The sequence below is a fragment of the Anabaena sp. AL93 genome, assembly GCF_001672085.1.
In the GTDB taxonomy this organism is placed as follows: domain Bacteria; phylum Cyanobacteriota; class Cyanobacteriia; order Cyanobacteriales; family Nostocaceae; genus Dolichospermum; species Dolichospermum heterosporum.
This window is the reverse complement of the sequence record NZ_LJOU01000082.1, coordinates 1-22,158: the sequence shown is the minus strand read 5'-3', so window position 1 is coordinate 22,158 and position 22,158 is coordinate 1. Positions and strand designations below refer to the sequence as shown.

The 22,158-nt window shown below is 38.4% G+C and carries 36 protein-coding genes and 1 pseudogene; 29 read left to right on the top strand and 8 right to left on the bottom strand.

The genetic code is table 11. The annotated features are described in order from the left end of the window. Window positions 1–542 precede the first annotated feature (542 nt). From AN486_RS19740 to AN486_RS19685, 12 genes and pseudogenes are all read left to right on the top strand, one after another. Window positions 543–692, top strand: coding sequence for a hypothetical protein (locus AN486_RS19740; RefSeq protein WP_168636355.1), 150 nt, complete (start codon window positions 543–545; stop codon window positions 690–692). Next, entirely contained in the window at window positions 626–841 is a 216-nt protein-coding gene (locus AN486_RS19735; RefSeq protein WP_053538744.1) for a type II toxin-antitoxin system HicA family toxin, read from the top strand. The genes AN486_RS19740 and AN486_RS19735 overlap by 67 nt, the downstream gene beginning before the upstream one ends. A 46-nt stretch (window positions 842–887) precedes the next feature. After that, entirely contained in the window at window positions 888–974 is an 87-nt protein-coding gene (locus AN486_RS19730; RefSeq protein WP_233455526.1) for an element excision factor XisI family protein, read from the top strand. A 161-nt stretch (window positions 975–1,135) separates the two neighbouring features. Next, window positions 1,136–1,285: a hypothetical protein gene (locus tag AN486_RS19725; protein ID WP_168636354.1), complete on the top strand. Its 150-nt coding sequence runs from the start codon at window positions 1,136–1,138 to the stop codon at window positions 1,283–1,285. 75 nt (window positions 1,286–1,360) lie between these two features. After that, window positions 1,361–2,056 (top strand): annotated as a pseudogene (locus AN486_RS19720) (HNH endonuclease); the annotation flags it as partial. 153 nt (window positions 2,057–2,209) lie between these two features. Beyond that, the gene (locus tag AN486_RS19715; protein WP_233455506.1) at window positions 2,210–2,515 is read left to right on the top strand and encodes a DUF3800 domain-containing protein; all 306 of its coding nucleotides are present in this window, start codon (window positions 2,210–2,212) and stop codon (window positions 2,513–2,515) included. Between the two features lie 420 nt (window positions 2,516–2,935). Beyond that, on the top strand, window positions 2,936–3,166 hold the full coding sequence (locus tag AN486_RS19710; protein ID WP_015083417.1) for a hypothetical protein: 231 nt from the start codon (window positions 2,936–2,938) through the stop codon (window positions 3,164–3,166). Continuing rightward, window positions 3,153–3,512: a type II toxin-antitoxin system PemK/MazF family toxin gene (locus tag AN486_RS19705; RefSeq protein ID WP_028082683.1), complete on the top strand. Its 360-nt coding sequence runs from the start codon at window positions 3,153–3,155 to the stop codon at window positions 3,510–3,512. The genes AN486_RS19710 and AN486_RS19705 overlap by 14 nt, the downstream gene beginning before the upstream one ends. A gap of 132 nt (window positions 3,513–3,644) precedes the next feature. Beyond that, a complete protein-coding gene (locus tag AN486_RS19700) occupies window positions 3,645–3,845 on the top strand; it encodes a type II toxin-antitoxin system HicB family antitoxin (RefSeq protein ID WP_006278807.1) in 201 nt (66 codons plus the stop codon). Continuing rightward, window positions 3,842–4,051 (top strand): type II toxin-antitoxin system HicA family toxin, encoded by a 210-nt coding sequence (locus tag AN486_RS19695; RefSeq protein ID WP_053538746.1) that lies wholly within the window; start codon window positions 3,842–3,844, stop codon window positions 4,049–4,051. Before AN486_RS19700 ends, AN486_RS19695 begins: the two co-directional genes overlap by 4 nt. Window positions 4,052–4,368: 317 nt before the next feature. Continuing rightward, on the top strand, window positions 4,369–4,671 hold the full coding sequence (locus AN486_RS19690; RefSeq protein ID WP_053538747.1) for a hypothetical protein: 303 nt from the start codon (window positions 4,369–4,371) through the stop codon (window positions 4,669–4,671). 12 nt (window positions 4,672–4,683) lie between these two features. Next, complete coding sequence (locus AN486_RS19685; RefSeq protein ID WP_053538748.1) at window positions 4,684–5,085, top strand: type II toxin-antitoxin system VapC family toxin; 402 nt, start codon at window positions 4,684–4,686, stop codon at window positions 5,083–5,085. Between the two features lie 83 nt (window positions 5,086–5,168). Here AN486_RS19685 and AN486_RS19680 read toward each other — a convergent pair whose 3' ends face one another. Further along, on the bottom strand, window positions 5,169–5,444 hold the full coding sequence (locus tag AN486_RS19680; protein WP_028082686.1) for a type II toxin-antitoxin system RelE/ParE family toxin: 276 nt from the start codon (window positions 5,442–5,444) through the stop codon (window positions 5,169–5,171). After that, complete coding sequence (locus tag AN486_RS19675) at window positions 5,437–5,688, bottom strand: type II toxin-antitoxin system Phd/YefM family antitoxin (RefSeq protein WP_053538749.1); 252 nt, start codon at window positions 5,686–5,688, stop codon at window positions 5,437–5,439. Before AN486_RS19675 ends, AN486_RS19680 begins: the two co-directional genes overlap by 8 nt. A gap of 584 nt (window positions 5,689–6,272) precedes the next feature. On the opposite strand from AN486_RS19675, the gene AN486_RS19670 reads away from it, so the two are divergent. From AN486_RS19670 to mazF, 6 genes are all read left to right on the top strand, one after another. Further along, window positions 6,273–6,461: a hypothetical protein gene (locus AN486_RS19670; protein ID WP_290602193.1), complete on the top strand. Its 189-nt coding sequence runs from the start codon at window positions 6,273–6,275 to the stop codon at window positions 6,459–6,461. Between the two features lie 6 nt (window positions 6,462–6,467). Further along, window positions 6,468–6,917: a hypothetical protein gene (locus tag AN486_RS19665; RefSeq protein ID WP_053538751.1), complete on the top strand. Its 450-nt coding sequence runs from the start codon at window positions 6,468–6,470 to the stop codon at window positions 6,915–6,917. 239 nt (window positions 6,918–7,156) lie between these two features. Further along, on the top strand, window positions 7,157–7,447 hold the full coding sequence (locus AN486_RS19660; protein WP_053538752.1) for a hypothetical protein: 291 nt from the start codon (window positions 7,157–7,159) through the stop codon (window positions 7,445–7,447). Then, window positions 7,444–7,884 (top strand): PIN domain-containing protein, encoded by a 441-nt coding sequence (locus tag AN486_RS19655; RefSeq protein WP_168636350.1) that lies wholly within the window; start codon window positions 7,444–7,446, stop codon window positions 7,882–7,884. The genes AN486_RS19660 and AN486_RS19655 overlap by 4 nt, the downstream gene beginning before the upstream one ends. A 690-nt stretch (window positions 7,885–8,574) precedes the next feature. Beyond that, entirely contained in the window at window positions 8,575–9,354 is a 780-nt protein-coding gene (locus tag AN486_RS19650) for a hypothetical protein (protein WP_015081076.1), read from the top strand. Next, window positions 9,308–9,700: an endoribonuclease MazF gene (gene mazF / locus AN486_RS19645; RefSeq protein WP_051155201.1), complete on the top strand. Its 393-nt coding sequence runs from the start codon at window positions 9,308–9,310 to the stop codon at window positions 9,698–9,700. The genes AN486_RS19650 and mazF overlap by 47 nt, the downstream gene beginning before the upstream one ends. A gap of 275 nt (window positions 9,701–9,975) precedes the next feature. On the opposite strand, the gene AN486_RS19640 is transcribed toward mazF, so the two are convergent. Further along, window positions 9,976–10,317, bottom strand: a complete 342-nt coding sequence (locus tag AN486_RS19640) for a XisI protein (protein WP_053538755.1) — start codon at window positions 10,315–10,317, stop codon at window positions 9,976–9,978. Further along, complete coding sequence (locus AN486_RS19635; protein WP_053538756.1) at window positions 10,305–10,721, bottom strand: XisH family protein; 417 nt, start codon at window positions 10,719–10,721, stop codon at window positions 10,305–10,307. Before AN486_RS19635 ends, AN486_RS19640 begins: the two co-directional genes overlap by 13 nt. 315 nt (window positions 10,722–11,036) lie before the next feature. Here AN486_RS19635 and AN486_RS19630 point away from each other — a divergent pair, with 315 nt between their 5' ends. Then, complete coding sequence (locus AN486_RS19630) at window positions 11,037–11,291, top strand: hypothetical protein (RefSeq protein WP_290602187.1); 255 nt, start codon at window positions 11,037–11,039, stop codon at window positions 11,289–11,291. On the opposite strand, the gene AN486_RS19625 is transcribed toward AN486_RS19630, so the two are convergent. Continuing rightward, a complete protein-coding gene (locus AN486_RS19625; protein ID WP_290602185.1) occupies window positions 11,288–11,527 on the bottom strand; it encodes a hypothetical protein in 240 nt (79 codons plus the stop codon). The genes AN486_RS19630 and AN486_RS19625 overlap by 4 nt on opposite strands. Before the next feature lie 63 nt (window positions 11,528–11,590). On the opposite strand from AN486_RS19625, the gene AN486_RS19620 reads away from it, so the two are divergent. Further along, window positions 11,591–12,646, top strand: a complete 1,056-nt coding sequence (locus tag AN486_RS19620) for a DUF4145 domain-containing protein (RefSeq protein ID WP_290602183.1) — start codon at window positions 11,591–11,593, stop codon at window positions 12,644–12,646. 194 nt (window positions 12,647–12,840) lie between these two features. Next, a complete protein-coding gene (locus AN486_RS19615; RefSeq protein ID WP_053538761.1) occupies window positions 12,841–13,101 on the top strand; it encodes a hypothetical protein in 261 nt (86 codons plus the stop codon). Between the two features lie 136 nt (window positions 13,102–13,237). On the opposite strand, the gene AN486_RS19610 is transcribed toward AN486_RS19615, so the two are convergent. From AN486_RS19610 to AN486_RS19600, 3 genes are all read right to left on the bottom strand, one after another. Beyond that, window positions 13,238–14,641, bottom strand: a complete 1,404-nt coding sequence (locus tag AN486_RS19610; RefSeq protein WP_290602180.1) for an NAD(P)(+) transhydrogenase (Re/Si-specific) subunit beta — start codon at window positions 14,639–14,641, stop codon at window positions 13,238–13,240. Further along, on the bottom strand, window positions 14,638–14,931 hold the full coding sequence (locus tag AN486_RS19605; RefSeq protein WP_015081070.1) for an NAD(P) transhydrogenase subunit alpha: 294 nt from the start codon (window positions 14,929–14,931) through the stop codon (window positions 14,638–14,640). Before AN486_RS19605 ends, AN486_RS19610 begins: the two co-directional genes overlap by 4 nt. 159 nt (window positions 14,932–15,090) lie before the next feature. Next, complete coding sequence (locus AN486_RS19600; protein WP_290602177.1) at window positions 15,091–16,245, bottom strand: Re/Si-specific NAD(P)(+) transhydrogenase subunit alpha; 1,155 nt, start codon at window positions 16,243–16,245, stop codon at window positions 15,091–15,093. Between the two features lie 714 nt (window positions 16,246–16,959). Between AN486_RS19600 and AN486_RS19595 the strand changes: the two genes are divergently transcribed. The 8 genes from AN486_RS19595 to AN486_RS19560 all read left to right on the top strand — a co-directional run bounded on the left by AN486_RS19595 (window position 16,960) and on the right by AN486_RS19560 (window position 21,913). After that, window positions 16,960–17,466: a DUF2808 domain-containing protein gene (locus AN486_RS19595; RefSeq protein ID WP_027401332.1), complete on the top strand. Its 507-nt coding sequence runs from the start codon at window positions 16,960–16,962 to the stop codon at window positions 17,464–17,466. A gap of 125 nt (window positions 17,467–17,591) precedes the next feature. Then, the gene (gene rpmH / locus AN486_RS19590; protein WP_015209090.1) at window positions 17,592–17,726 is read left to right on the top strand and encodes a 50S ribosomal protein L34; all 135 of its coding nucleotides are present in this window, start codon (window positions 17,592–17,594) and stop codon (window positions 17,724–17,726) included. Window positions 17,727–17,756: 30 nt separating this feature from the next. Further along, complete coding sequence (gene rnpA, locus AN486_RS19585) at window positions 17,757–18,146, top strand: ribonuclease P protein component (protein ID WP_053538765.1); 390 nt, start codon at window positions 17,757–17,759, stop codon at window positions 18,144–18,146. Beyond that, a complete protein-coding gene (locus tag AN486_RS19580; protein WP_039199518.1) occupies window positions 18,133–18,519 on the top strand; it encodes a PH domain-containing protein in 387 nt (128 codons plus the stop codon). Before rnpA ends, AN486_RS19580 begins: the two co-directional genes overlap by 14 nt. 438 nt (window positions 18,520–18,957) lie before the next feature. After that, complete coding sequence (gene yidC / locus AN486_RS19575) at window positions 18,958–20,103, top strand: membrane protein insertase YidC (RefSeq protein WP_027401335.1); 1,146 nt, start codon at window positions 18,958–18,960, stop codon at window positions 20,101–20,103. A gap of 2 nt (window positions 20,104–20,105) precedes the next feature. Continuing rightward, window positions 20,106–20,621 (top strand): R3H domain-containing nucleic acid-binding protein, encoded by a 516-nt coding sequence (locus AN486_RS19570; protein WP_053538766.1) that lies wholly within the window; start codon window positions 20,106–20,108, stop codon window positions 20,619–20,621. 142 nt (window positions 20,622–20,763) lie between these two features. Next, window positions 20,764–21,267, top strand: coding sequence for a YceD family protein (locus AN486_RS19565; protein WP_053538767.1), 504 nt, complete (start codon window positions 20,764–20,766; stop codon window positions 21,265–21,267). Window positions 21,268–21,622: 355 nt separating this feature from the next. Then, entirely contained in the window at window positions 21,623–21,913 is a 291-nt protein-coding gene (locus AN486_RS19560; protein WP_290602170.1) for a type II toxin-antitoxin system HigB family toxin, read from the top strand. The last annotated feature ends 245 nt before the right edge of the window (window positions 21,914–22,158 follow it).

Below are 22,158 nucleotides of genomic sequence, written 5' to 3'. Positions count from 1 at the left end.
TTAACTGTCCTTTAGGCAAGGGATGAAAGCCAACTAGAGGCTGTCTTCCTCCAGTGACTTATGTTACATAATTACCACAGGAAAGGTAATCAACCTGTCTAAAAACCTCACTGCCTAATGGTAATCTGTACCTTGACAATTAAATCTATGCGGTTCTACTGCATTGTTCTAGTTCCCTCCTAGCAGTAGGTAAAAGATTTATACAGAGCTAGACGAATCAGAATTTTTGAAACAGAAAAGTTTCATAATATCGGGAAAATTAGCCCGCGCTTCACTTGCACTAATGACAGACATAGTGCCTCACAAAATTTATAGGGTCAAATATGATTATAGATTATTTGTCTGTTTCTTGCAAATTGTACAAAATTTAAGTTTTGAGCGATAGCGCAAGCACTGACTAAGTAGGTGAACACAATAAAACCAAACTGTGTAAAGAAACGTAAAATCGCTGAAAACTTCTTTACTATTGCCTCTTGCCTCTTGCCTTGCTATAACGACAATTTTCAACGTCAACCTACTTAGGTTATGAACATTTATTAGAAATGTTGAAAGATGCTGTTCAAGGTCGGTTAGAAGTTGCTAGTCAGCAAGAAGAAATTGAACCACAAAAACAGTTAATTGAGTTATCTTTACGCAATCGGTTTCTGGTAAGTCTCTGTGTAAGATTGTTGAACGCTATGGATGGAATCTAAAAAGGATTACAGGTAGTCATCATATCTATATTAAGGAAGGTATGAGTGTGATTCTTTCTATACCTATTGATAGTAATCGTGATCTACCTACGGGTACACTGGGAAGTATTTTGAAAGATGCTGGTTTGACTGAAGAAGATTTAGATTAATTTCATTGATCGCCTGAGTATAGGATATAATCGTACTATTAAACTAATGAAGTTAGGTATTTCTAATCTTGATATTGTTTTAGCTTTTCGTGATCCTGAAGAAAGGAAATATACTGTATTTGCTACTGCTTGAATAAATATTTTGCTGCGATCGCATCCCTTCAACCTCCCAAACAGCGATTCCTAGGTCGTGCTTCGCTATCGCACTCCCTCAACCCCCTAAAATCTCTTTTCACCTCACGCAATGTCAAAAGAGTGGTATGATTGACTGGTAAGATAAATGAGTCATACATAATGATGAAAGTCACAATTACTTTAGAAGAAAATGAATATTGGGAAGAAATTCGTACTGCTTTGGATGTGGTTTTGGGGAATTTGTCTTCATTTGAGCGATCGCACACATTTTTCTGTATCCCTTCTTATATCACGCAAATCCGTAAATAAATAGCGATTTTTTCACCTCACGCAAAGGAAAAGGAGATTCTATTATAGAGATTTTCATAAATTTATGATACAAACTGTGGAGTGAAAGACGTTCCTTTTCAAGTAGAGCATATTCATCCACGAGCCAAGGGTGGTAGTAATTCAATTACAAATCTCACTTTAAGTTGTGAAAAATGTAACACTAAAAAAGGCACGAAAGACATCAAAGATTTTCTCAAAAAAGACCCTTCAAAGTTAGAGAAAATCTTGAAGCAAGCTAAAAGACCACTGGCTGATGCAGCAGCAGTAAACACAACTCGCTTGGCATTACTATTCGTTGTCAAAGCAACCGGATTACCTGTAGAAACAGGTTCAGGAGGGTTAACAAAGTTCAATAGAAGTCAGCAAAATCTAGAGAAAACGCACTGGATTGATGCAGCTTGTGTTGGTCAGTCAACTCCAATTCTCAATATCAAAGGTGTTAAGCCATTGCTAATTACAGCTAATGGTCACGGCACTAGACAATCTTGCCGAACTGACAAGTACGGTTTTCCTTCTAGATATGTCCCCAGGTTCAAATTTGTTAATGGTTTTCAAACCGGAGACATTGTGAAAGCTGTTGTCACAAAAGGTAAAAAGATTGGGGCATATATCGGACGAGTAGCGGTGAGGACTAGCGGTAGTTTCAATATCTCAACAGTGCCTGGACTGATTCAAGGTATCTCTTACAAATACTGTAAATCAATTCACAAAAAGGACGGTTACGAATATGGAAAATCAAAGATTTGTTAATTGCTCAACTGTCCCTTTCATTGTTTGTGCTGGCGCACAAAATTACTCAAGGGACGTTTCACAATTAACCCTCCATTCCTCCCATCACCAAACTGAGTACAGTTTTGGTGGGTCTCCTGGAGGTTTAGATGAACCAACAAGATAATATTGAATTTGTTATATATTGATGAATCTGGTAGTGCAAAACCAAATCCTAAAGATGAATGTCCTGTTTTTGCTATGGGTGGAGTTTTAATTAAAAGAAGTGATGAACAAATTATTAATCAATTGGTACTAGATTTTAAAAATCGTTGGAATCTTAGTCAAGAACAATCTTTACATGGTAACGAAATACGCTCTAAGAAAAAAGGATTTGCTTGGTTAGGTAAATTATCTAAGGTTGAACAGCAGCAATTTTTGGAAGATTTGACACAAACTATAATTAGTTGTCCTATAGTTGTTCATGCTTGTGTTAAGTAGGTGAACAGAAAAATTTAAAGGTATATAACGGTATGTAAAGTTGTCTCAATGCGAGATTCTGATTGGGTTTCAGCCATTTTACAAAACGCAATACCCCTCATTTTTATTTTGTTTACCTACTTATCTCTCGTCAAGGATATCTCAATCGTTACTTAGAAAAGTATGGTAAAAATACTTGGGAAATGATGAAAAGTGCCTTTTCTATTTTAATAGAATGTAGTGCTAAATATGCAGCTATTAATAATGGTATCGCACTCTTTCCAACTCGCCAAACAGCGAACTGCTTGCAGCAGCGCTTCGCTATCGCATCCCTTCAACTTACCAGAATCCTTTTTTTTACGAACCACTCCAGACACAGAGTATTTGCAAATTGTTAAAAAAGTGGTATGATTGATTGGTAAGATTAATAAGTCATACATAATGATGAAAGTCACAATTACTTTGGAAGAAGACATTCTCAGATTTATTGATCAACAAGCAAAAGGTAATCGTAGTGCCTATATTAACGCACTATTAGCAGAACAAAGACGCAAAATTTTGGAAGCAGAAATAATTGCAGCACTCCAAGAAGATGCGAAAGATTTAGAATATCAAAATGAGATTTCTGCTTGGGATAATGTAGCTGGAGATGGTATTAATGCCAGAGGGTAATTTAACTTATAAACGGGGTGAAATTCGCTGGGTAAATCTTGATCCAACTGTGGGAGCAGAAGCACAAAAAATCCGTGCTTGTTTAATAGTTCAAAGTGATATTATGAATCAATATGGATTATTAACTATTGTGATGCCATTCCGACCAGGAAGTAAGCAAGCTCCCTATATTGTCAATATCAAAGCAACAGTAACTAATGGATTAGATAAAGATCGTTTTATTGATGTTGCTCAGATTCGTTCTGTAGATTATCGTCGGGTTTTAGGTTTGGTGGGAATTTTAGAAGCTGAATATTGGGAAGAAATTCGTACTGCTTTGGATGTGGTGTTAGGGTTTGGGGTTTAAGTTGAGCGAACTGACAAGTCAGCGCTTCGCTATCGCACTCTCTCAACTCCCCAAAAGCGATTATTCATCTTCATTAAACTGGTACGTCTGACTCACCCTGCGGTAAAATATCCTTAGTTCAAGGAATTGGCTATGAAAATAAAAGCAATTATTTGGGAAGAAGACGGTGTATGGTGTGGTTCTGTACCAGCTTTACCAGGATGTCATACCTGGGGTGAAAGTTACGAACATTTATTAGAAATGTTGAAAGATGCTGTTCAAGGTTGGTTAGAAGTTGCTAGTCAGCAAGAAGAAGTTGAACCACAAAAACAGTTGATTGAGTTATCTTTATGAAATCCGTTTCTGGTAAATCTCTGTGTAAGATTGTTGAACGCTATGAATGGAATCTAAAAAGGATTACAGGTAGTCATCATATCTATGTTAAGGAAGGTATGAGTGTGATTCTTTCTATACCTGTTCATGGTAATCGTGATTTACCTACTGGTACACTCAGAAGTATTTTGAAAGATGCTAGTTTGACTGAGGAAGATTTAGATTAATTTCGCTATCGCATCCCCTCAACTTCCCAAACAGCGATTCCTAGGTCGCGCTTCGCTATCGCATTCCCTCCACTCCCCAAACAGAGATTCCTAGGTCGCGCTTCGCTATCGCACCCCCTCAACCTCCCCAAAAGCGATTCCTAGGTCGCGCTTCGCTATCGCACTCCCTTCAACTCCCAAACAGCGAACTGACAAGTCAGCGCTTACGCTATCGCACTCTCTCAACTTCCCAAACAGCTATACTTTGGGTAAGTTACACTTGCTGATTCTGATCTGATATACTGATAATGTGTAAAAATAATCAAATCTAGTATTTTATGATTAATAATCACCAACTCATCACAGAAACATCCTCAACTACACCCTGGAATGATTTATTATTAGAAATTGCCCAAACTCCAGAAGAATATATACCAGAAATATTGGAAATTGTCCGTTTATTTCGTCAAAATTTGATCAATAAACCAACAACTTTGATAACTACAGAAAAACATAAATTAGAGTGGCAAGAATTTATTAATCAAACAGCAGGAAGTTGTGCTGATGATCCAATTATTCTGGATAATTTAGGTATTGATGATACTTTAGATGATAGCTTAGAAGAAATGATTAATTGTTAGGAATACAAACTGATGAAATATTTATTAGATAGTAATGTTTGTATTCAATATCTTAATCAAAGATCAGAAAAGATTATTCAGCGTCTTCAAGATTTATCCGATATAGATATAGTAGTTTGTTCTATTGTCAAAGCTGAATTATTTTATGGTGCAATGAGAACTCATAATCCTGCGAAAACTCTGCAAAAGCAGCAGGAATTTTTAGACCGTTTTGTTTCTTTGTATTTTGATGATGAATGTGCTGTAATTTATGGTGAAATTCGTAGTAAATTGGCTGCTAAAGGTACTCCTATAGGAAATAATGATTTACATATTGCTGCTATTGCGATCGCTAATAATTTAACTTTAATTACTCACAATACTAGAGAATTTAGTAGAATTGACAATTTAAAATTAGAAGATTGGGAGATTTAGTAAACAGCGATACCTAGCGATCGCACTCCCTCAACTCCCCAAACAGCGATAGCGAAGCGCGACCTAGGAATCGCTTGACAAAGTTACAAGTTTTTATAAACTTCATCATCATTACGTTTACCAACCCGAAAAACATCAACTAATTTATTATCATCATCAATGGTGTACAAAATTCTGTATTCACCCTGATCAATACGATAACCACCTTGATAACCTTTTAAAGCTGCATAGTCTTGAGGACGAGGATTACCTTGAAGGGAGAGAATTTTTGATACAACTTGTTTATATTGTTTTGGTTGTAAGTCTAATAAATCTTTTTCCGCAGTTTTCGCAATCCTCAATGTATAACGTTCACTCATTGGGATATTTAGCTATTATTTCTTCTATGGTGGTAAATCCTTCGTTTTCTTCTACTGCACGTCGCAATTTAGCCGAATCTATTGCATCTTCTATTGCTTCTAATAGTTTTAAATCTTCAATGCTAATTATCGCTACCGCAGCTTTACCATGACGCTGAATTAAAATTCTTTCTCCACGATATTCTGCACGGTTCATAATATCGGGAAAATTAGCACGCGCTTCACTTGCACTGATGACAGACATAGCGCCTCACAAAATTTATAGGATTACATAACATTATAGATTATTTGTCTGTTTTTTGCAAATTGTACAAAATTTAAGTTTTTGAGCAATAGTGGAGCGATCGCACCCCCTCAACTCCCAAACAGCGAACTGACAAGTCAGCGCTTACGCTATCGCACTCCCTCAACTTCCCAAATAGCGATTCCTAGGTCGCGCTTTGCTATCGCACTCCCTCAACTACCCAAACAGAGATTCCTAGGTCGCGCTTACGCTATCGCACTCCCTCAACTACCCAAACAGAGATTCCTAGGTCGCGCTTACGCTATCGCACCCCTTCAACTCCCCAAACAGCGATAGCGAAGCACTTAGATCACCGTAGTTATCACATTTTATAAATTTCAGACATTGCTTATTCTGATCCGATATACTGGTAATATGTAAAAATAATCAAATCTGGTATTTTATGATTAACATTCACCAATCCATTACCAGCTAAATCATCAGCAAAACCCCGCAATGATTTATTACTAGAAATTGAACATACTCCAGAAGAATATATACCCGAATTACTACAAATTGTCCGGTTATTTCGTCAAAGTGTGACGATGAAACAGACATCTTTGAAAAACTGGGAAAATGCCATTAATGAAATTAATGAAAGTGACGCAATTAAAAAAGAACACAGAAAAACTAATATTAAAAGATTGTTCGAGTCATGGAATGAATCAGATGAACAACAAGAACAACAAGAAACTTTGGAAATTATTGAATCCATGAATGGTATTTTAATTTAAAATAAAATGAGTAAGGTTATTGTTTTAGATTCTGCACCTGTGGGATTAATTACTAATCCTAAAGCGAATCCTCTAGCTGTGCAATGTCAAGAATGGTTTTATAGTCTTTTTGAAAGAGGTTATGAGGTAATTTTACCAGAAATTATAGATTATGAAATTAGACGAGAATTATTAAGAGCAAATAAGTTATCAGGAATTAGAAAACTGCATCAACTTAAATCAGAAATTATTTATCTTCCTATTACCACAGAAGTAATGTTAAAAGCAGCAGAATTATGGGCTGAAGTGAGAAATCAAGGTAAATCTACAGCAGATAATAAAGCTTTAGATGGTGATGTTATTTTAGCTGCTCAATCTATTTTAGTTGCTAATTATGGAAATGAGGTAATTATTTCCACGAGTAATAAAAAGCATCTTTCTCTTTTTATTGATGCTAGAGAATGGGGAGAAATTTAAACTGTGATAGCGATCGCACCCCTCCAACTTCCCAAACAGCGAACTGCTTGCAGCAGCGCAACGCTTACGCATTCCCTCAACTTCCCAACATCCTTTTTTAACGAACCACGAAGACACGAAGAGCGCGAAGGGAAGAAAGAAGAAAACAGTGTAATTAACATCTGCTTAAATCTGATATACTTAATATATCAAGTTAATCATAAGTTTTACTTGATATTAATTAACTAGCATCGAAGAATATGAAACAATGTAAAACTATACAGCTACAATTGAAACCAGAAATAGAAGCTCGTCTGATTACCCAAGCTACTAAACAAGGTTTATCAATTGAATCTTATCTTGAATCTTTGATTGAAGATAGTTTGAAAAATCAAGATGAAAAATCTTTTTCTCAAGTAACAACTGAGGAAGATTGGGAAACAGCACTAATGAATTTAATCAATAGTCCTGCTTTTACTCTAGCACCACCACTTTCAGATGCAGCTATTAGTCGAGATAGTATTTATACCAGAGAAGATGAAATGTTATGAAATATTTGGTGGATACTAATATTTTACTGCGTTTGGTACAAAAAAATAGTCCCATGCACCTTGATACTCAAAGGGCAATTTTAACACTCAAAAAGCAAGGTAATTTTTTATGTATTATTCCACAAAATATAATTGAATTTTGGGCTGTTGCTACAAGACCTCTTGATAAAAATGGGTTAGGTTTATCTATCACTCAAGCGGAAGAAGAAAGCGAAAAACTTAAAAAGATATTTATATTGGAATTGGATACACCACAAATTTTTACTGAGTGGGAATCACTTGTTATTAAATATCAAGTGATGGGAAAACAGGTACATGATGCTCGTTTAGCTGCGGCTATGGTAGCTCATAATATTACACATTTATTGACATTTAATGTTGAAGATTTTAAACGGTTTTCGGATATTGTAGTTGTTGATCCACGTAGTATTGTTTAATCATATTAGAAGAGCGATTCCTGCGGAGCGCTTCGCTATCGCACTCCCTCAACCTCCCAAAAGCGAACTGCTTGCAGCAGCGCTTCGCTATCGCACCCCCTCAAATCCCCAAACAGCGAACTGCTTGCAGCAGCGCTTCGCTATCGCATCCCCCAACTTCCCAAACAGCGAACTGCTTGCAGCAGCGCTTCGCTATCGCATCCCCTCAACCTCCCAACATCCTTTTTTAACGAACCACAGAGACACAGAGGACACAGAGAAAGAGAGATCGCACCCCCTCAAATCCCCAAACAGCGAACTGCTTGCAGCAGCGCTTCGCTATCGCACCCCCTCACTCCCCAAACAGCGAACTGCTTGCAGCAGCGCTTCGCTATCGCACCCTCTCAACTCCCCAAACAGCGAACTGCTTGCAGCAGCGCTTCGCTATCGCACCCCTCAACTCCCCCAACAGCGATTCCTACGGAGTGCTTCACTATCGCATCTAATTACGTTTTTACGCTACTCCTTCACAGAGTAATATGCTATCTGTGAAGTTTCTTAGCTATAAAGCCAAACTAATTCACAAAATTAGTGTTATTAATTGCACTGGTTAATTCAGTAATCTTGATAGTCAAAGGTCTTGTTATTTTTCGTCAGAGAAGCTAAGGTAGAGTTAAAATATAATGCGCTTTATAAGCTTAGGTGTTGCAAATGGGTATCCTAGAGGCTATCAAACCTGGTTATTTTGAAGAATTTCGGCTTGAAGAAGCTCAATTATTCTTAGAGCAGTGTTTAGCCTGTGATTCTTCCAATGCTGAATTTTATGAATTTCTTGGAAATATTGCACAACGTCAAGGCATAAACATAGATCAGGTAAAATATAAGCTCTCTGAGGCTCTTCAAGAATTTATAATTTTGTTTGAGCTTCAAGAACAGCTTGTTATTACAGGTTCACAAATCAAGGAGCTTACTAAACGTATTCCTGCTCCTGATTCTGAAAATAAATTAAAGCGTAGTTACGCGCTTGAAGAAAAATTCTTGGACATGGCTTTTCAGAAGTTTGTCGAAAGAGTTTCTGAAATTAATTATGTTCACTCCAGAATCGTAGAGAATTACTGGAACTATCTTCCTGAGAAGCTTCAGGATTTGATTTTGTTTGGTTATATCCAAGAATTATTGGCTCAAGGAAAATATTCTTTATCTGAACTTGGCATTTCTCAAGCTGTTTGCAAAAAACACGAAGATTCGTTTTTGCAATTCAAGAGTTATCTTCTTAATGTATTGAGTGATTCTGATGTTGGTGTACGGTTACCTCAGTTAATAGATAAATATGAGCAAATAGTTTCTAATACCTCTGAAAATAATCCTAGCCAGCAGAAAAAAACACCATGTAAGAGGTATAATTTGGAAGAGTTCTTAGTAAAAATAACTCCTCTAAATTCTCATGGTGAAAGTGACTGGGGTGAAGCAATTGGTAACGAAGTTTGGTAGTAAGGTATATGTGCCGGAGCGCGGCGACATTGTATGGCTAAATTTCAGCCCTCAAGAGGGGCGTGAACAAGCTGGTCATCGCCCCGCTTTAATTATTTCTCCTATGATATATAATGACTTAGGTCTTGCTCTAGTCTGCCCAATAACTAACAGTACAAAAGGTTATCCTTTTGAAGTTCCTATACCTAGCGGTATAAATACTACAGGTGTTGTTTTAGCAGATCATCTTAAAAGCATTGATTGGAAAGCAAGAAAAGCTGAATTTATTGAAAAAGTTTCAGTTGAATTTGTTACTGAAGTCATTAGTATATTATCTGTGATAATTCCCTATCCTCAGCAAGATTAAAAGTGTTGTAATGACTGAGGATAAAAGCAATTAGTAAAATACTAATATCGCACCCCTTCAAATCCCCAAACAGCGATTCCTACGGAGCGCTTCGCTATCGCACCTCTTCAACTCCCAAACAGCGATTCCTACGGAGCGCTTCGCTATCGCACCCTCAACTCCCAAACAGCGATTCCTACGGAGCGCTTCGCTATCGCACCCCTTCAACCCCCTAAACAGCGATTCCAAATATCGCTGTTTTGTTTTTGTTTCAAGCAAAGCAAGAAATAACTAAACTAAGCAACTGCAAAATTTGTATATTCCCGCATTTTCGGTTCATGAAAAGCTAAAACAATATCTTCTTTAGGAACACCAACGCGAATTAAATCAGTAGCAATACCTTCTTCTGTCCAATCTTCTTCTATCCAAAACTTACAATTATGTAAGCGAACATAAACAGTCATTCCTGTAATTCTTTCACCATTTTGCCAACCAAGATTCATCCAAATATAATGACCTTTTTCGTCATCGCTAATTAAGAATGTTTCTATATCTTTTTGTGGATGATTCTGAGATAATTCTACATATTCCCTTAAAATTTGTTTGATGATTTTGGGGTAATCTGTTAATTTATCCATTGTTTAATTTCCTCTGTTTCTATATCTACAACAATTAGCGGAAGTTGATGTCGGTTAAGAATCAGTTGAATAACATCCTGTGTGAAGAAACTTTTATATGCGATTTCACTAATGGCAATATAGAGTTTACGGTCTGGTGCAGTTTCTTCTAATAGGTAAAGATAGATATCATATTGGCCGAGAGCTTCTTTTAAATCTTGTATCTTTGATGTACCGATAAAACTTTTGACTTCAACTACCAGTTTTTGTCCTGATTTTTCAATTGCTATCGGACGTTCAGCACCAAGATCAGCATATAGTGTTGTTCTTCTATATTGAATCAAGTAAGGATCATCTGTAATTATCCAACCATCTTTGATTAGTGCATTTTTAACAACGTTATGAATAATGTCTAGTTTGGGCATACTTCAAGTATAGATCAATTATCATAGTTTATCGCTATATAGCGATCGCACTCCCTCAACCTCCCCAAACAGCGAACTGCTTGCAGCAGCGCTTCGCTATCGCATCCTTCCAACTCCCCAAACAGCGAACTGCTTGCAGCAGCGCTTCGCTATCGCATCCCTTCAACTCCCCAAAAGCGAACTGCTTGCAGCAGCGCTTCGCTATCGCACTTCCTCCAACTTCCCAAACATTCTTTTTTTAACGAACCACAGAGACACAGAGGACACAGAGAAAGAGAGATCGCACTCCCTTTAACCTCCCAAACAGCGAACTGCTTGCAGCAGCGCTTCGCTATCGCACCCCCTCAACTCCAAACAGCGATCGCATCCCTCCAACTTCCCAAAAGCGATCGCACTCCTAAACTCCCAAATAGCGATCGCATCCCTCCAACTTCCCCAAACAGCGATCGCATCCTTTCAACTCTCCAAATAGCGATCGCACCCCCTCAACTCCCCAAACAGCGATCTCACCCTTCCAACTTCCCAAACAGCGATCGCACTCCCTCCAACTTCCCAAACATCCTTTTTTAACGAACCACAGAGACGCAGAGGACACAGAGAGAGAGATCGCACCCTTCAACTCCCCAAACAGCGATCGCACCCTTCAACCCCCCAAACAGCGATCGCATCCCCTCAACTTCCCAATATCCTTTCTTAACGAACCACGAAGACGCGAAGAACATGAAGGAAGAAAAGAAGAGAGAGCGATCGCATAAATATTGGTTTAAATAAGGTAATAATTTTAATACTAAATTAATATAATACATATCAACTTTAGTATAAAATTCATAAATATTATTACCAAGATATAATTACAGTAGAGTAACAAAATGAGTAGTCATTGGCAAGAAATTGAATATCCTCTTACAGAAAAAGCATTCTGCTGTGAGCATTGTGGTAACAAAACTTTAATGAAGGAGATAGCGAATAAAACTTATATTCATACTGATGCTAATCCTGAAGAAATGTCTGTAGAGCAGATGAAATACACATGGATGATTTTAGTATGCTGCATTTGCAACAACGTTAATATTATTGAAGATTTAGTATACTCAGAGGATGAAGGGGAATTTACTGGACTATATGATCAGAATGGTGATGAAATATGGACTGGTATAATTCCTAAGAGAAAATATTTATATAGATCATTCAAGGATTTGAGCGATTTACAAGGACTTTCTCCACAAATTGAGCGAACATATCAAGATGCTTTAAAGTGCTTTAAGTTAGAGCTATACACGCCAACAGTAATTATGTGTAGAAAAACAATTGAATGTTTGTGTGTAATAGATTTACGTATTAGAGAACCTTACAACCTATCAGATAAAATTCAAAGAATGTTAGATGAAAAATATATAGATCAAATGTTATACGATTGGGCAACCACTTTAAATCAATTTGGCAATAATGCAGTACATCAGTTCAAAATATTTAATCGAGATGAAGCTCGACACATTTTAGATTTTACCTATGCTTTAATTGAATACTGTTTAGATTTTCAATATAAATTTGAAAAACTTAAAAATAATAAAAAAATTCAAAAAAACCAATCTCAAGAATCAGGAGATGAGGTTAACGTAAATACTTTAAGTGATTCAGAGTTAGAGTCTCTGGATAAAATGTTGGATGATGAAAATGAGTTATTAAATTATTATGCAGCGATAAGCCTTGCAAAAGAGAATGCAAAAATTGAAAAAATAGTACCTATTTTAATAGAAATATATCATAATGACAAATTTAAACATCTGAAAAATGAGATTATTAAATTTTTGAAGGAGTTTGGATCAGCAGTAGTTTCAGAATTAATTAAATTACTTAAAGATTCTTCAAATCCATTAATTGGTATACAAATCTTCCTCTCGATATTCAAAATCAATTTGCACTAGCAGTTATAACTTATGTACCAAATCTTGTAAATGAAGAAAATTCTTTCCATACAGTTTCAATCTCTGATCCTTCTCAGATTTATCATGATTTCAAAACCTGGCTAGAGAGCTACAAAGATAAAGAGAAAAAAAAAGTTGCTGGTGTACTTTTATGTCTACGATCAATAATTAGTTTTTATATCCAAAAATGGGATATGCCTTTCGATGAACAATTATCTACAACGATGAATATATATACTTCTGCGTTGCAAGAAGTAAAAAAAATGAAAAATCTGGATGAAAAAGAGGCTGAAGAAGAGGCTAAAAAAATGATTAATAGGATAAGTTCTGGAATTAGCTCAAAAATTTCTGCGTCAATTGAAATAAAAAAATCATGGGACGTGCTTTGTAAAAAAGATTTAAGTGATGAGCAGCTAAATTATAGTTTGTTCCCTAGTTCTTCTGATGAAGTTTAATATAACATCTTTAATTATTTATAAATTTTCAGAAAAAAAGCTTGCCCTCAGTTTTTTAAACTCTAAAGCAAGCTAATCTTCTTTATTTCTTTCTTCGTGTTCTTCGTGTTCTTCGTGTCTTCGTGGTTCGTTTCTCTTAAAGCTGCTTCACCTCACTAACCAACTTAGCGACCATATCCTTAGCACTACCAAACAACATCGTCGTTTTAGCCTTATAAAACAACTCATTATCAACACCAGCAAAACCAGCACTCATACCCCGCTTAATCACAATAGTTTGCTTTGCGCGATCAACCTCCAAAATCGGCATCCCATAAATAGGACTATTCTTATCACTACGCGCCGCCGGATTGACCACATCATTAGCACCAATCACCAACGCCACATCAGCCTGTTCAAACTGGGGATTAATATCCTCCATATCATACAACTGCGTATAGGCCACATTAGCTTCCGCCAATAATACATTCATGTGTCCCGGCATTCTCCCCGCCACCGGATGTATCGCATATTTCACATCCACACCCATGCGTTCCAGTTGATCAGCCAACTCCCGGACGCTATGCTGTGCTTGAGCAACCGCCATACCGTAACCTGGGACAATCACCACAGAACGGGCATAACCCAACATCATCGCCCCTTCTTCAGCATCAATACTGCGAACAGGTTGATTACTAGCACCACCACTAGCCGCAGCAGTAGAAGTAGAGACAGAACCAAAAGCACTAAATAAGACACTGAACAAAGAACGGTTCATAGCCTTACACATAATTTCCGTCAGGATTAAACCAGAAGCCCCCACCAAAGCACCGGCGATGATTAACATATTGTTCATCACCACAAACCCAGCCGCAGCCGCAGCCACACCGGAGAGGGAGTTTAACAGGGAGATAACAACCGGCATATCACCGCCACCAATGGGAAGGACGAACATCACACCCAACACCAAAGAAACAGCCACCACAGCTAAAAATACGGGGAGGCTATCTGGTGTCCTGATTAAATAGGCACTTCCAGCTAAATAAGAACCCAAAAGCAAGAGGTTAAAAGGTTGTTGCAAAGGAAAGGTAATCGGTGTACCGCTAATTAAACCTTGCAATTTGGCAAAAGCGAGAAAACTACCTGTTAAAGTCACGCCACCAATTAACACATCCAATAACATGGAAATGTTGACATCGAGGGGGATAGGTTGAGAACTATCTAATAACCGCCAAAATTCAGCCACAGCGATAAGTGCGGAAGATGCTCCCCCCAAACCGTTGAGTAAACCCACCATTTGGGGCATTTCCGTCATTTGCACTTTGTAAGCAATCACAGTACCAATTACCGAACCAATGGCCAAGCCTACCAAAATCATTTCGTAATTTAATACGTGCTGATCTAGCATTGTGGCGACAATTGCCAATAACATCCCCACCGCAGCGATAAGATTACCGTTTCTTGCACTAGCAGGAGAACCGAGTTTTTTCAAACCCAGGATAAATAATGATGCAGCGACTAAGTAAGTTAGCTGAATCCCAGTTGGTAAAAAGTCGCTCATGCCTTAACTTCCTTTTTTTTAAACATTTGCAGCATTCTGTCAGTGACTAAAAAACCGCCGACAACGTTCACCATTGCCAAAATTACGGCAATTAAACCGAGAATTACCGATAAATTCGTGTTTTTCTCCCCCGCAGCCAGAATTGCACCAATTACGGAAATCCCGGAAATGGCATTTGAACCGGACATTAACGGAGTGTGTAACGTGGGGGGAATTTTGTTGATGACTTCAAAGCCGATAAAAGAGGCTAAGACGAGGACAAATAAGGCTGGAAGTAATGCTTGTGTCATGTAATTTTTGGATTTAAGAGGTTTCGCGCAAAGATACAAAGGAGCAAAGACGCAAAGAGAAGATTTACATAACAAACGAAAAATCTCTCTCAAACTCGCATTTCTCTGCGAACTCTGCGCCTCTGCGGTTCGTTATTCCGTGAAATTTATTCATGTCAACTAAACCGCTACCGTCTGCAAAGCGTCTTTTACTCGTTGGTTTCTAATTTCTCCACCATGAGTAACACAAGCAGCGTCAACGATATCATCACCAAAGTTGATTTCTAAGGCTTTGTCTTTAATCAACAGTTGCATTAATGAAGTAACGTTTTTTGCATACAGTTGGCTGGCGTGTACTGGCATGGATGAGGGTAAATTAATTGGTCCAATGATTGTTACACCGTTCCAAACAATATCTTTACCTGCTTCTGTACAAGCGCAGTTTCCACCCTGTTCTGCGGCTAAATCCACAATTACTGAACCGGGTTTCATTTGTGCCACCATTTCTTCTGTCACCAGTCTGGGGGCTTGTCTTCCTGGTACTTGGGCGGTGGTAATGACAATATCGGAGTTTTTGACGTGGCTGGCTACTAGTTCTTGGGTACGCTTTTTACTATCTTCTGAAATTTCTTTGGCGTAACCACCGGCTGCGACGGTTTCTTCTTCGAGTTTGACTTCGACGAATTTTGCTCCTAAGCTTTGCACTTCTTCTTTAACGGCTGGGCGGATGTCAAAGGCTTCTACTACTGCTCCTAGTCGTCTTGCGGTGGCGATCGCTTGCAATCCTGCCACTCCTGCCCCCATAATAAATACTTTGGCGGGAGCAATTGTCCCCGCCGCAGTGGTTAACATGGGGAAGTATTTCGGTAGTGCCGCCGCCGCAATCAATACGGCTTTATAACCTGCCAGTGAAGCCTGGGAAGACAAGGCATCCATGCTTTGCGCCCTGGTGGTACGGGGGATTAATTCCATACTCAAGGCTGTAATTTGCCGATTTGCCAATTGTTGGGCAATTACGGGATTTCCCAGAGGATTAAGGAAGCTAATTAATACAGAACCAGATTTAAGTAATTCAATTTCTGTCCGGCCATCTTCTCTGGTTTGGGGTGGGCTAACTTTGAGTAAAATATCTGCTTCACTCCATAATTGAGCAGAATCATGGCTAATTTTTGCCCCTGCGGCTTCATAGTCAGCATCACTGAAAAATGCTTTTTCTCCCGCACCAGCTTCTACCCAAACTTCTAAACCTTGTTTGACTAATTTAGCTACGGTGTCAGGAATTAAAGCTACACGCCGTTCACAAACTTCTATTTCTTTCGCAACTGCTATTTTCATGAAATCTCCTAGAAATAAATCCCTTGACTATTAATTAAGCTGTCGGGATGATTAACCATGAATTACCTTTGTAGATAGAACTTTCAACCTTTTTGTTTTTCCTATCCTTGGGCTTTATTCACAATCTCAACTTGACAATATGCAAATATCATCCTGGCAAAATAGCTATAAGTAGAATTAGTTATCGCACATCCTATGCCGATATCTACATTTTGTATATTGTTCTTCAGATTATTTTATATTTGGAAAAAATCTCACCCTGAAAGTTTTATTTATTTAAAATATACTTGTGTACTAAAATATTTATAATTAGCAATAAAAATTATCCTTTAGCAATACAAAACTATGTAATCTAGATTTTATCTCTTGTTGGCCGCGTCAAACTCGATAAACACCTACTCAATAATTTATTCCCAAAGCCAAAAACAACACAATTTCGTTTATTCGTCTCATCGCAGGTTGGTACTGCGCGTAAGTCCTATAATCTTAGTTTCAGGAATGGAAGTTTTCACTAAAAAGGCACTTTTATCTTTCACCAACGTCAATTGTCAAACATATAGTAGTAAAGTTTAGTTACAAATACTGATAAGCTGTTACGCATTTGCTTTTTTTGCCTAAAAGCCTTACTACAAGGACTCTAGGCTGCAAAATATTAAATTTAGCTGCGTAACAGCTTACTTCGTTACAAACTACCAACTAGAGGAAACCTAATTTATGAAACGCCTACTTTCTGCCTTAGCCGTGACTAGCTGCTTATTAGCGGGTTTACCAGCGATAACTTTAGCCCAGAATGGTTTAACACTTTTTAGTGGGGTCAAAAGTGAAAATCAGTTACCCTTTCGGTTAGATTTTGGCGGACAAACCAGCAACACAGATCGTTATATACTCAGAGTTCCTGCCAAACAAATGAAACTAGCAGTAGCTCAATTTACCATTACTTATCCTGATTATTACAAGGGAACTTTCGATCCCAAAAGTGTTGAAGTCATAGTTAAAGGTAAAAAAGTCCCCCTATCTGAAGTCAAATGGGATAAGGAAGGTGGTGTGATTCAAATATTTCCTGAAGAACCAGTTCCCGCCGGTCGCAAAGTCGAGTTAGTCTTATCCAATGTACAGAATCCAGCTTTTGGGGGAGTTTACTATTTCAAATGTCAAGTTCTTTCCCCCGGTGATGTCCCATTACTGCGTTATCTTGGTACGTGGATTATCAGTATTAACTAAAAAGGAAAGGGGCAACTGACAACTGACAACTGACAACTCCATCCAGAAATATGTTTTTATTGCCTGTAAAGTGGTAAAATATCAGATTGTGACTTTTTATGAAAATCGCCTAAGAGGAGAACCGTATGCAAAGAACACTGGGCGGCACTTGCCGTAAGAGAAAAAGAACATCTGGATTCCGCGCCAGAATGCGAACACCAGACGGCAGAAACGTGATTAGTGCCAGAAGAAGAAAAGGGCGGCATCGTCTGAGCGTTTAGGGTAATAAAATTCAGTAATTAAGAACTGTTGTGGCTTTGCCCAAAGCATATCGGCTCAAATCCCGTCAGGATTTTCAGGCAGTTTTCCGAGAAGGAATTCGGCGACATAGTTCTCATTTCACACTGAGAGCTTTAAAACCTACTCTTGCGACAGAACCTTCTTTGGATACTGCCCCCCCTAGCACAAAAATTGGTATTGCCATTAGTACAAAAGTCAGTAAACGCGCCGTTGTTCGCAACAAAATCAAAAGGCAAATAACAGCAGCATTACACCAATTATTGCCTAAATTACTCCCAGGATGGCGGCTAGTATTAATTGTGAAACCAACAACAACAGAATCTGAGTGCGAAACCCAGAAATTTCTGCAAGAATTAGAGCAGTTGTTGGCACAAACTGAGGTATTAAATGGGTATTCGTGAAGAAGTTTATTATGAGGGTGGTCCCCACATTGGGGATTTGATTTTCAACCTGCTAATTGGGCTAACAGTAGTGGGTATACCCTTAGCTGTGGGAGCAATAGTCAGAGCAGTGTGGCTACGCTTCCGCATCACAGATCGAAGGATATGTGTAACTGGTGGTTGGATGGGACGCGATCGCTATGATGTAATTTATTCAGAAGTGGTGAAAGTCGTCAAAGTTCCCCGTGCCATCGGTCTATGGGGAGATATGGCAGTCACCCTCAAAAATGGTACTCTCATCGAAATGCGGGCTGTTCCCAATTTTCGGGGAGTCTATGACTACATTAATGAAAAAATTGCTGCTAAAAATCCCCAATATAGCAATCCTAAATGAGTCACTTGATTTTGGATTTACGTTAGCGAAGCGTACGCAGCGCAGCGAGTATTTTAGATTTTGGATTGAGTTCACCCTAAAGTGTATAGCTGGAAAATTTTGGATTTGGGATTTACGTTAGCGAAGCGTACGCAGCGCAGCGAGTATTTTTCCATCCTTCAGGACGGGGCTTGTACCAAATTTTTTGAATCTAAAATCTAAAATCTAAAATTCCCGGTCATTTTTCCAGAGCGTTAACATTCACATTTTTAGATCATGTGCGGCTATCCTTAACTTCCATAGCTTGTGGATAGTCGCAGCAATGCTTAACAAAAACCTCTACAATATAGAGCAAAAGCTTGGAAGAGAACCGCCTCTAGTCAGAGGATAGGATCAACTGAGTATCCCACTCCCAACCGGGGTGGGAGTGTCAAAGTACCGCAGGTTGAATTCAGAATAATGGATTTTGGTATCGGGTTTCTCTCGAACAACGTGATGTTGCCAATCATAGACCTTTTCTATGGTTTTGTCCCTAGCTATGGGTTGGCGATAGTAGCCTTAACATTGATTATCCGCTTTGCACTCTATCCCCTGAGTGCTGGCTCTATCCGCAGTATGCGGCGGATGCGAGTTGTGCAACCTGTGATGCAAAAGCGTATGGCAGAAATTAAAGAACGCTATAAAGATGATCAGCAAAAGCAACAAGAGGAAATGCTCAAGGTCCAAAGTGAATTTGGTAATCCCTTAGCAGGATGTCTACCTTTACTGTTGCAAATGCCAGTATTACTAGCACTGTTTGCAACTTTGCGGGGTTCGCCTTTTTCTGGTGTTAACTATTCCGTTAACCTGCAAATATTCCCCCAAGAAGAGATTGAGCGCATTCAACCCCAAGCATTTGCCACTCCTCCACAAAATATCTACATTGCTGACGGTGATCACACTCCCATTTCTGCGATCTTACCGGGAGGCGATAAGTTAACAGTGGGAGAAAAAACTAAGATTCAATATCAAACCGTAGAAGGCAAACCATTTGATTTGCTTCTCAAGGAACACCCAGAAGCTCAGTTAACACCCACCTGGAAAGTCACCAAAGGCGCAGAGAGGGTGAAAATTGATGCCGAAGGCAATGTAGAGGCTCTAGAACCCGGAGACGTGACCATTCAAGGCACAATTCCCGGACTAGCAGCAGAAAAAGGATTTCTCTTTATTGATGCTTTGGGTCGAGTAGGTGCTATTGATCCCGATAACACAGTCCATTGGGATATTGTGGCGATGATTGTCTTCTTTGGTATCAGCCTTTATGTCAGCCAAATGCTGTCTGGGCAAAATTCCAGCGGTGGCAACCCTCAGCAAGATACAGTCAATAAAATTACCCCTGTCATCTTTTCTGGGATGTTCCTATTCTTTCCTCTGCCGGCTGGGGTACTTATGTATATGGTAATTGGTAACGTTTTCCAAACTATCCAAACATATATCCTCTCCCGTGAACCTCTACCAGAAGAAATTCAGAAAATCGTAGATTCACAAGAAAAAGAAGCCCAAACCATCGAAGTAAAAGCGTTGCCATTTGAACCCAAAAGTTCTAAGAAAAAGGCTACCGGTTGATTATGAGCGACATTTCTATGCAGAGTAGTGAACAATGGCTACAAAATTTGCTACTTTTAACTGGTGTATCTACTCAAGTATGGGCTAATTTAGAACCTAAGCCATCTTCAGGACAAGATACACCAACAGGAGAAAGCTACTGGTTAACAATAGATCAAACCAACTTAACATCAGAACAAATTAGGATTTTAATTGGTGCTGGTGGTTCGGTGCTAGATAGTATTCAGTATCTAGCAAATTCCGTTCTCAACTTAAATCAACCAGAAGAAAATCAGACAGCTTACACAATTGAATTGAATGGTTATCGGGTAAGACGAGAAGCCGAAATCCGCACTTTAGCTGAAACTGCTGCCGCAGAAGTCCGTTTTTCTGGAAGAGAGGTAGAACTTCAATCTCTCAGTTCCTCAGAACGCCGACAAATCCACACTTTATTGCAGGAATTTTCGGATTTAGAAACCTTCAGTCGCGGCAAAGAACCTTATCGTCATTTAGTTGTTCGTCAAGCAGTCACACCATAATTAGGTAATAGGGAACGGGGAACAGGGAACAGGGAACAGGGAACAGACAAAAATATTACCAATTACCAGTTACCAGTTACCAATTACCCATTACCCATTACCCATTACCAATGATCAATTTTGATGGTATTTCACAAATCCTATGGACGCTATTTTTATTCCGCAGCTATCTAAAGCCCCGGAGCGGACAGAGGAAATTCAAGTTCAAGAGTTTCTGCCTGGACTAGAAACATTGACACCGGTTCGCGGAGTTATCCAGGTCAAACACCAGGGTAATTATTTAGAAGTTTCATCTCAGGCAGAAACAATTGTTACCTGTACTTGCAACCGCTGTTTGCAGCAGTATAACCATCGTTTGGTTCTTGATACTCAGGAAGTTATTTGGTTAGATGAAACTGCTAATCAAACGGAAGATTTTCCTCTAGAAATGGAAGTTGCTGTAGAGGATTTACTGGAAACTTTAGCACCTGATGGTCATTTTGATCCCGGTGAATGGCTCTATCAGCAGATGTGTTTAGCATTACCTCAGCGTCAATTATGCAATGTTAATTGTCCAGGTATTTTAGATGCTGCTGTTTCTGAACCACCTACGGATAGCCGTTGGGCTTTATTAGATGCTTTGAAAAAACAACTTCCAGATAATTAGTAAATTTACTATTTGGTGTGTTATGGCTTAATTCTTTATGGCTCGGTAAAAGCTGTTAATACTCTCTCAATCTCCTCAAGGATTTTTTATCTTTGTGGAGTTTTTAATTACAGAAAAATGAACCACGAAGGAACGAAGGACTCGAAGGAAAGAGGGTTTTAGAGAGATTTTGCATAAGCTCTAAAAAGGGCTTGACAAATTACTCTCATTTTGAGATGATAAAACAGGTGACAAGCACAAAAATAAGCAAACACAAACACAAGAATAACCAACCACAAACACAAGAATAACCAAACGTTAACTAGGAGTTAAGCTATGTACACCAACCACTATTATTTCAACTCCAAAATATATTATGCACTTAATTCACATTCGCATCCTCCGCGAAGAAGCAGCAAAGTACCCTGATATCAAAAAACAAATTGAAGATTGGCATAAAACAGTTAAAAAAGCAGAATGGCAAAGTTTAAATGATGTTCAAAAATTTTACCGAGATGCTGAAACTGTTGGTAATTTTACTGTTTTTAATATCAAAGGTAATGATTATCGTTTAATTGTAGGAATGGATTATGAAGATAAAACGGTGTACTACAACCCACATTCCGCACCCCCAAGTGTCACACCCCAAGAAAACCGATATATTTAGTACATAAGAACTAATACCTGTGAGGGGTGATTAAAATTTATTGAGGCTAAATAGGAATAATTACTATTAAAGCAGATATATAGTCAATAAAACGACTAAGTACGAAATTTTGATTCTGAGGTGATTGTAATGGAAAACCTAGTCCAGAATCATTGAAAGCTTTATCCTCAATGACTATAAAAAACTAAAAAAACGTTTTAAATCAACAGAAAAATGAGAACATGGTAACAGATACTTATATGGAG

Excerpts from the sequence above, each read along its gene's own strand:
- AN486_RS19710 (WP_015083417.1), top strand. The coding sequence starts at position 2,936 with ATGATGAAAGTCACAATTACTTTGGAAGAAGACATTCTCAGATTTATT.
- AN486_RS19560 (WP_290602170.1), top strand. The coding sequence starts at position 21,623 with ATGCACTTAATTCACATTCGCATCCTCCGCGAAGAAGCAGCAAAGTAC.
- AN486_RS19570 (WP_053538766.1), top strand. The coding sequence starts at position 20,106 with ATGAGCGACATTTCTATGCAGAGTAGTGAACAATGGCTACAAAATTTG.
- AN486_RS19665 (WP_053538751.1), top strand. The coding sequence starts at position 6,468 with ATGAGTAAGGTTATTGTTTTAGATTCTGCACCTGTGGGATTAATTACT.
- AN486_RS19690 (WP_053538747.1), top strand. The coding sequence starts at position 4,369 with ATGATTAATAATCACCAACTCATCACAGAAACATCCTCAACTACACCC.
- AN486_RS19615 (WP_053538761.1), top strand. The coding sequence starts at position 12,841 with ATGCCTTTCGATGAACAATTATCTACAACGATGAATATATATACTTCT.
- AN486_RS19650 (WP_015081076.1), top strand. The coding sequence starts at position 8,575 with ATGGGTATCCTAGAGGCTATCAAACCTGGTTATTTTGAAGAATTTCGG.
- AN486_RS19625 (WP_290602185.1), bottom strand. The coding sequence starts at position 11,527 with ATGTATTATATTAATTTAGTATTAAAATTATTACCTTATTTAAACCAA.
- AN486_RS19655 (WP_168636350.1), top strand. The coding sequence starts at position 7,444 with ATGAAATATTTGGTGGATACTAATATTTTACTGCGTTTGGTACAAAAA.
- mazF (WP_051155201.1), top strand. The coding sequence starts at position 9,308 with ATGGTGAAAGTGACTGGGGTGAAGCAATTGGTAACGAAGTTTGGTAGT.
- AN486_RS19685 (WP_053538748.1), top strand. The coding sequence starts at position 4,684 with ATGAAATATTTATTAGATAGTAATGTTTGTATTCAATATCTTAATCAA.
- AN486_RS19580 (WP_039199518.1), top strand. The coding sequence starts at position 18,133 with ATGGGTATTCGTGAAGAAGTTTATTATGAGGGTGGTCCCCACATTGGG.
- AN486_RS19705 (WP_028082683.1), top strand. The coding sequence starts at position 3,153 with ATGCCAGAGGGTAATTTAACTTATAAACGGGGTGAAATTCGCTGGGTA.
- AN486_RS19660 (WP_053538752.1), top strand. The coding sequence starts at position 7,157 with ATGAAACAATGTAAAACTATACAGCTACAATTGAAACCAGAAATAGAA.
- AN486_RS19635 (WP_053538756.1), bottom strand. The coding sequence starts at position 10,721 with ATGCCCAAACTAGACATTATTCATAACGTTGTTAAAAATGCACTAATC.
- AN486_RS19595 (WP_027401332.1), top strand. The coding sequence starts at position 16,960 with ATGAAACGCCTACTTTCTGCCTTAGCCGTGACTAGCTGCTTATTAGCG.
- AN486_RS19695 (WP_053538746.1), top strand. The coding sequence starts at position 3,842 with ATGAAATCCGTTTCTGGTAAATCTCTGTGTAAGATTGTTGAACGCTAT.
- AN486_RS19730 (WP_233455526.1), top strand. The coding sequence starts at position 888 with ATGAAGTTAGGTATTTCTAATCTTGATATTGTTTTAGCTTTTCGTGAT.
- AN486_RS19675 (WP_053538749.1), bottom strand. The coding sequence starts at position 5,688 with ATGTCTGTCATCAGTGCAAGTGAAGCGCGTGCTAATTTTCCCGATATT.
- AN486_RS19680 (WP_028082686.1), bottom strand. The coding sequence starts at position 5,444 with ATGAGTGAACGTTATACATTGAGGATTGCGAAAACTGCGGAAAAAGAT.
- AN486_RS19640 (WP_053538755.1), bottom strand. The coding sequence starts at position 10,317 with ATGGATAAATTAACAGATTACCCCAAAATCATCAAACAAATTTTAAGG.
- AN486_RS19725 (WP_168636354.1), top strand. The coding sequence starts at position 1,136 with ATGATGAAAGTCACAATTACTTTAGAAGAAAATGAATATTGGGAAGAA.
- AN486_RS19610 (WP_290602180.1), bottom strand. The coding sequence starts at position 14,641 with ATGAGCGACTTTTTACCAACTGGGATTCAGCTAACTTACTTAGTCGCT.
- AN486_RS19670 (WP_290602193.1), top strand. The coding sequence starts at position 6,273 with ATGAAACAGACATCTTTGAAAAACTGGGAAAATGCCATTAATGAAATT.
- AN486_RS19700 (WP_006278807.1), top strand. The coding sequence starts at position 3,645 with ATGAAAATAAAAGCAATTATTTGGGAAGAAGACGGTGTATGGTGTGGT.
- yidC (WP_027401335.1), top strand. The coding sequence starts at position 18,958 with ATGGATTTTGGTATCGGGTTTCTCTCGAACAACGTGATGTTGCCAATC.
- AN486_RS19600 (WP_290602177.1), bottom strand. The coding sequence starts at position 16,245 with ATGAAAATAGCAGTTGCGAAAGAAATAGAAGTTTGTGAACGGCGTGTA.
- AN486_RS19620 (WP_290602183.1), top strand. The coding sequence starts at position 11,591 with ATGAGTAGTCATTGGCAAGAAATTGAATATCCTCTTACAGAAAAAGCA.
- rpmH (WP_015209090.1), top strand. The coding sequence starts at position 17,592 with ATGCAAAGAACACTGGGCGGCACTTGCCGTAAGAGAAAAAGAACATCT.
- AN486_RS19565 (WP_053538767.1), top strand. The coding sequence starts at position 20,764 with ATGGACGCTATTTTTATTCCGCAGCTATCTAAAGCCCCGGAGCGGACA.
- AN486_RS19740 (WP_168636355.1), top strand. The coding sequence starts at position 543 with ATGTTGAAAGATGCTGTTCAAGGTCGGTTAGAAGTTGCTAGTCAGCAA.
- AN486_RS19605 (WP_015081070.1), bottom strand. The coding sequence starts at position 14,931 with ATGACACAAGCATTACTTCCAGCCTTATTTGTCCTCGTCTTAGCCTCT.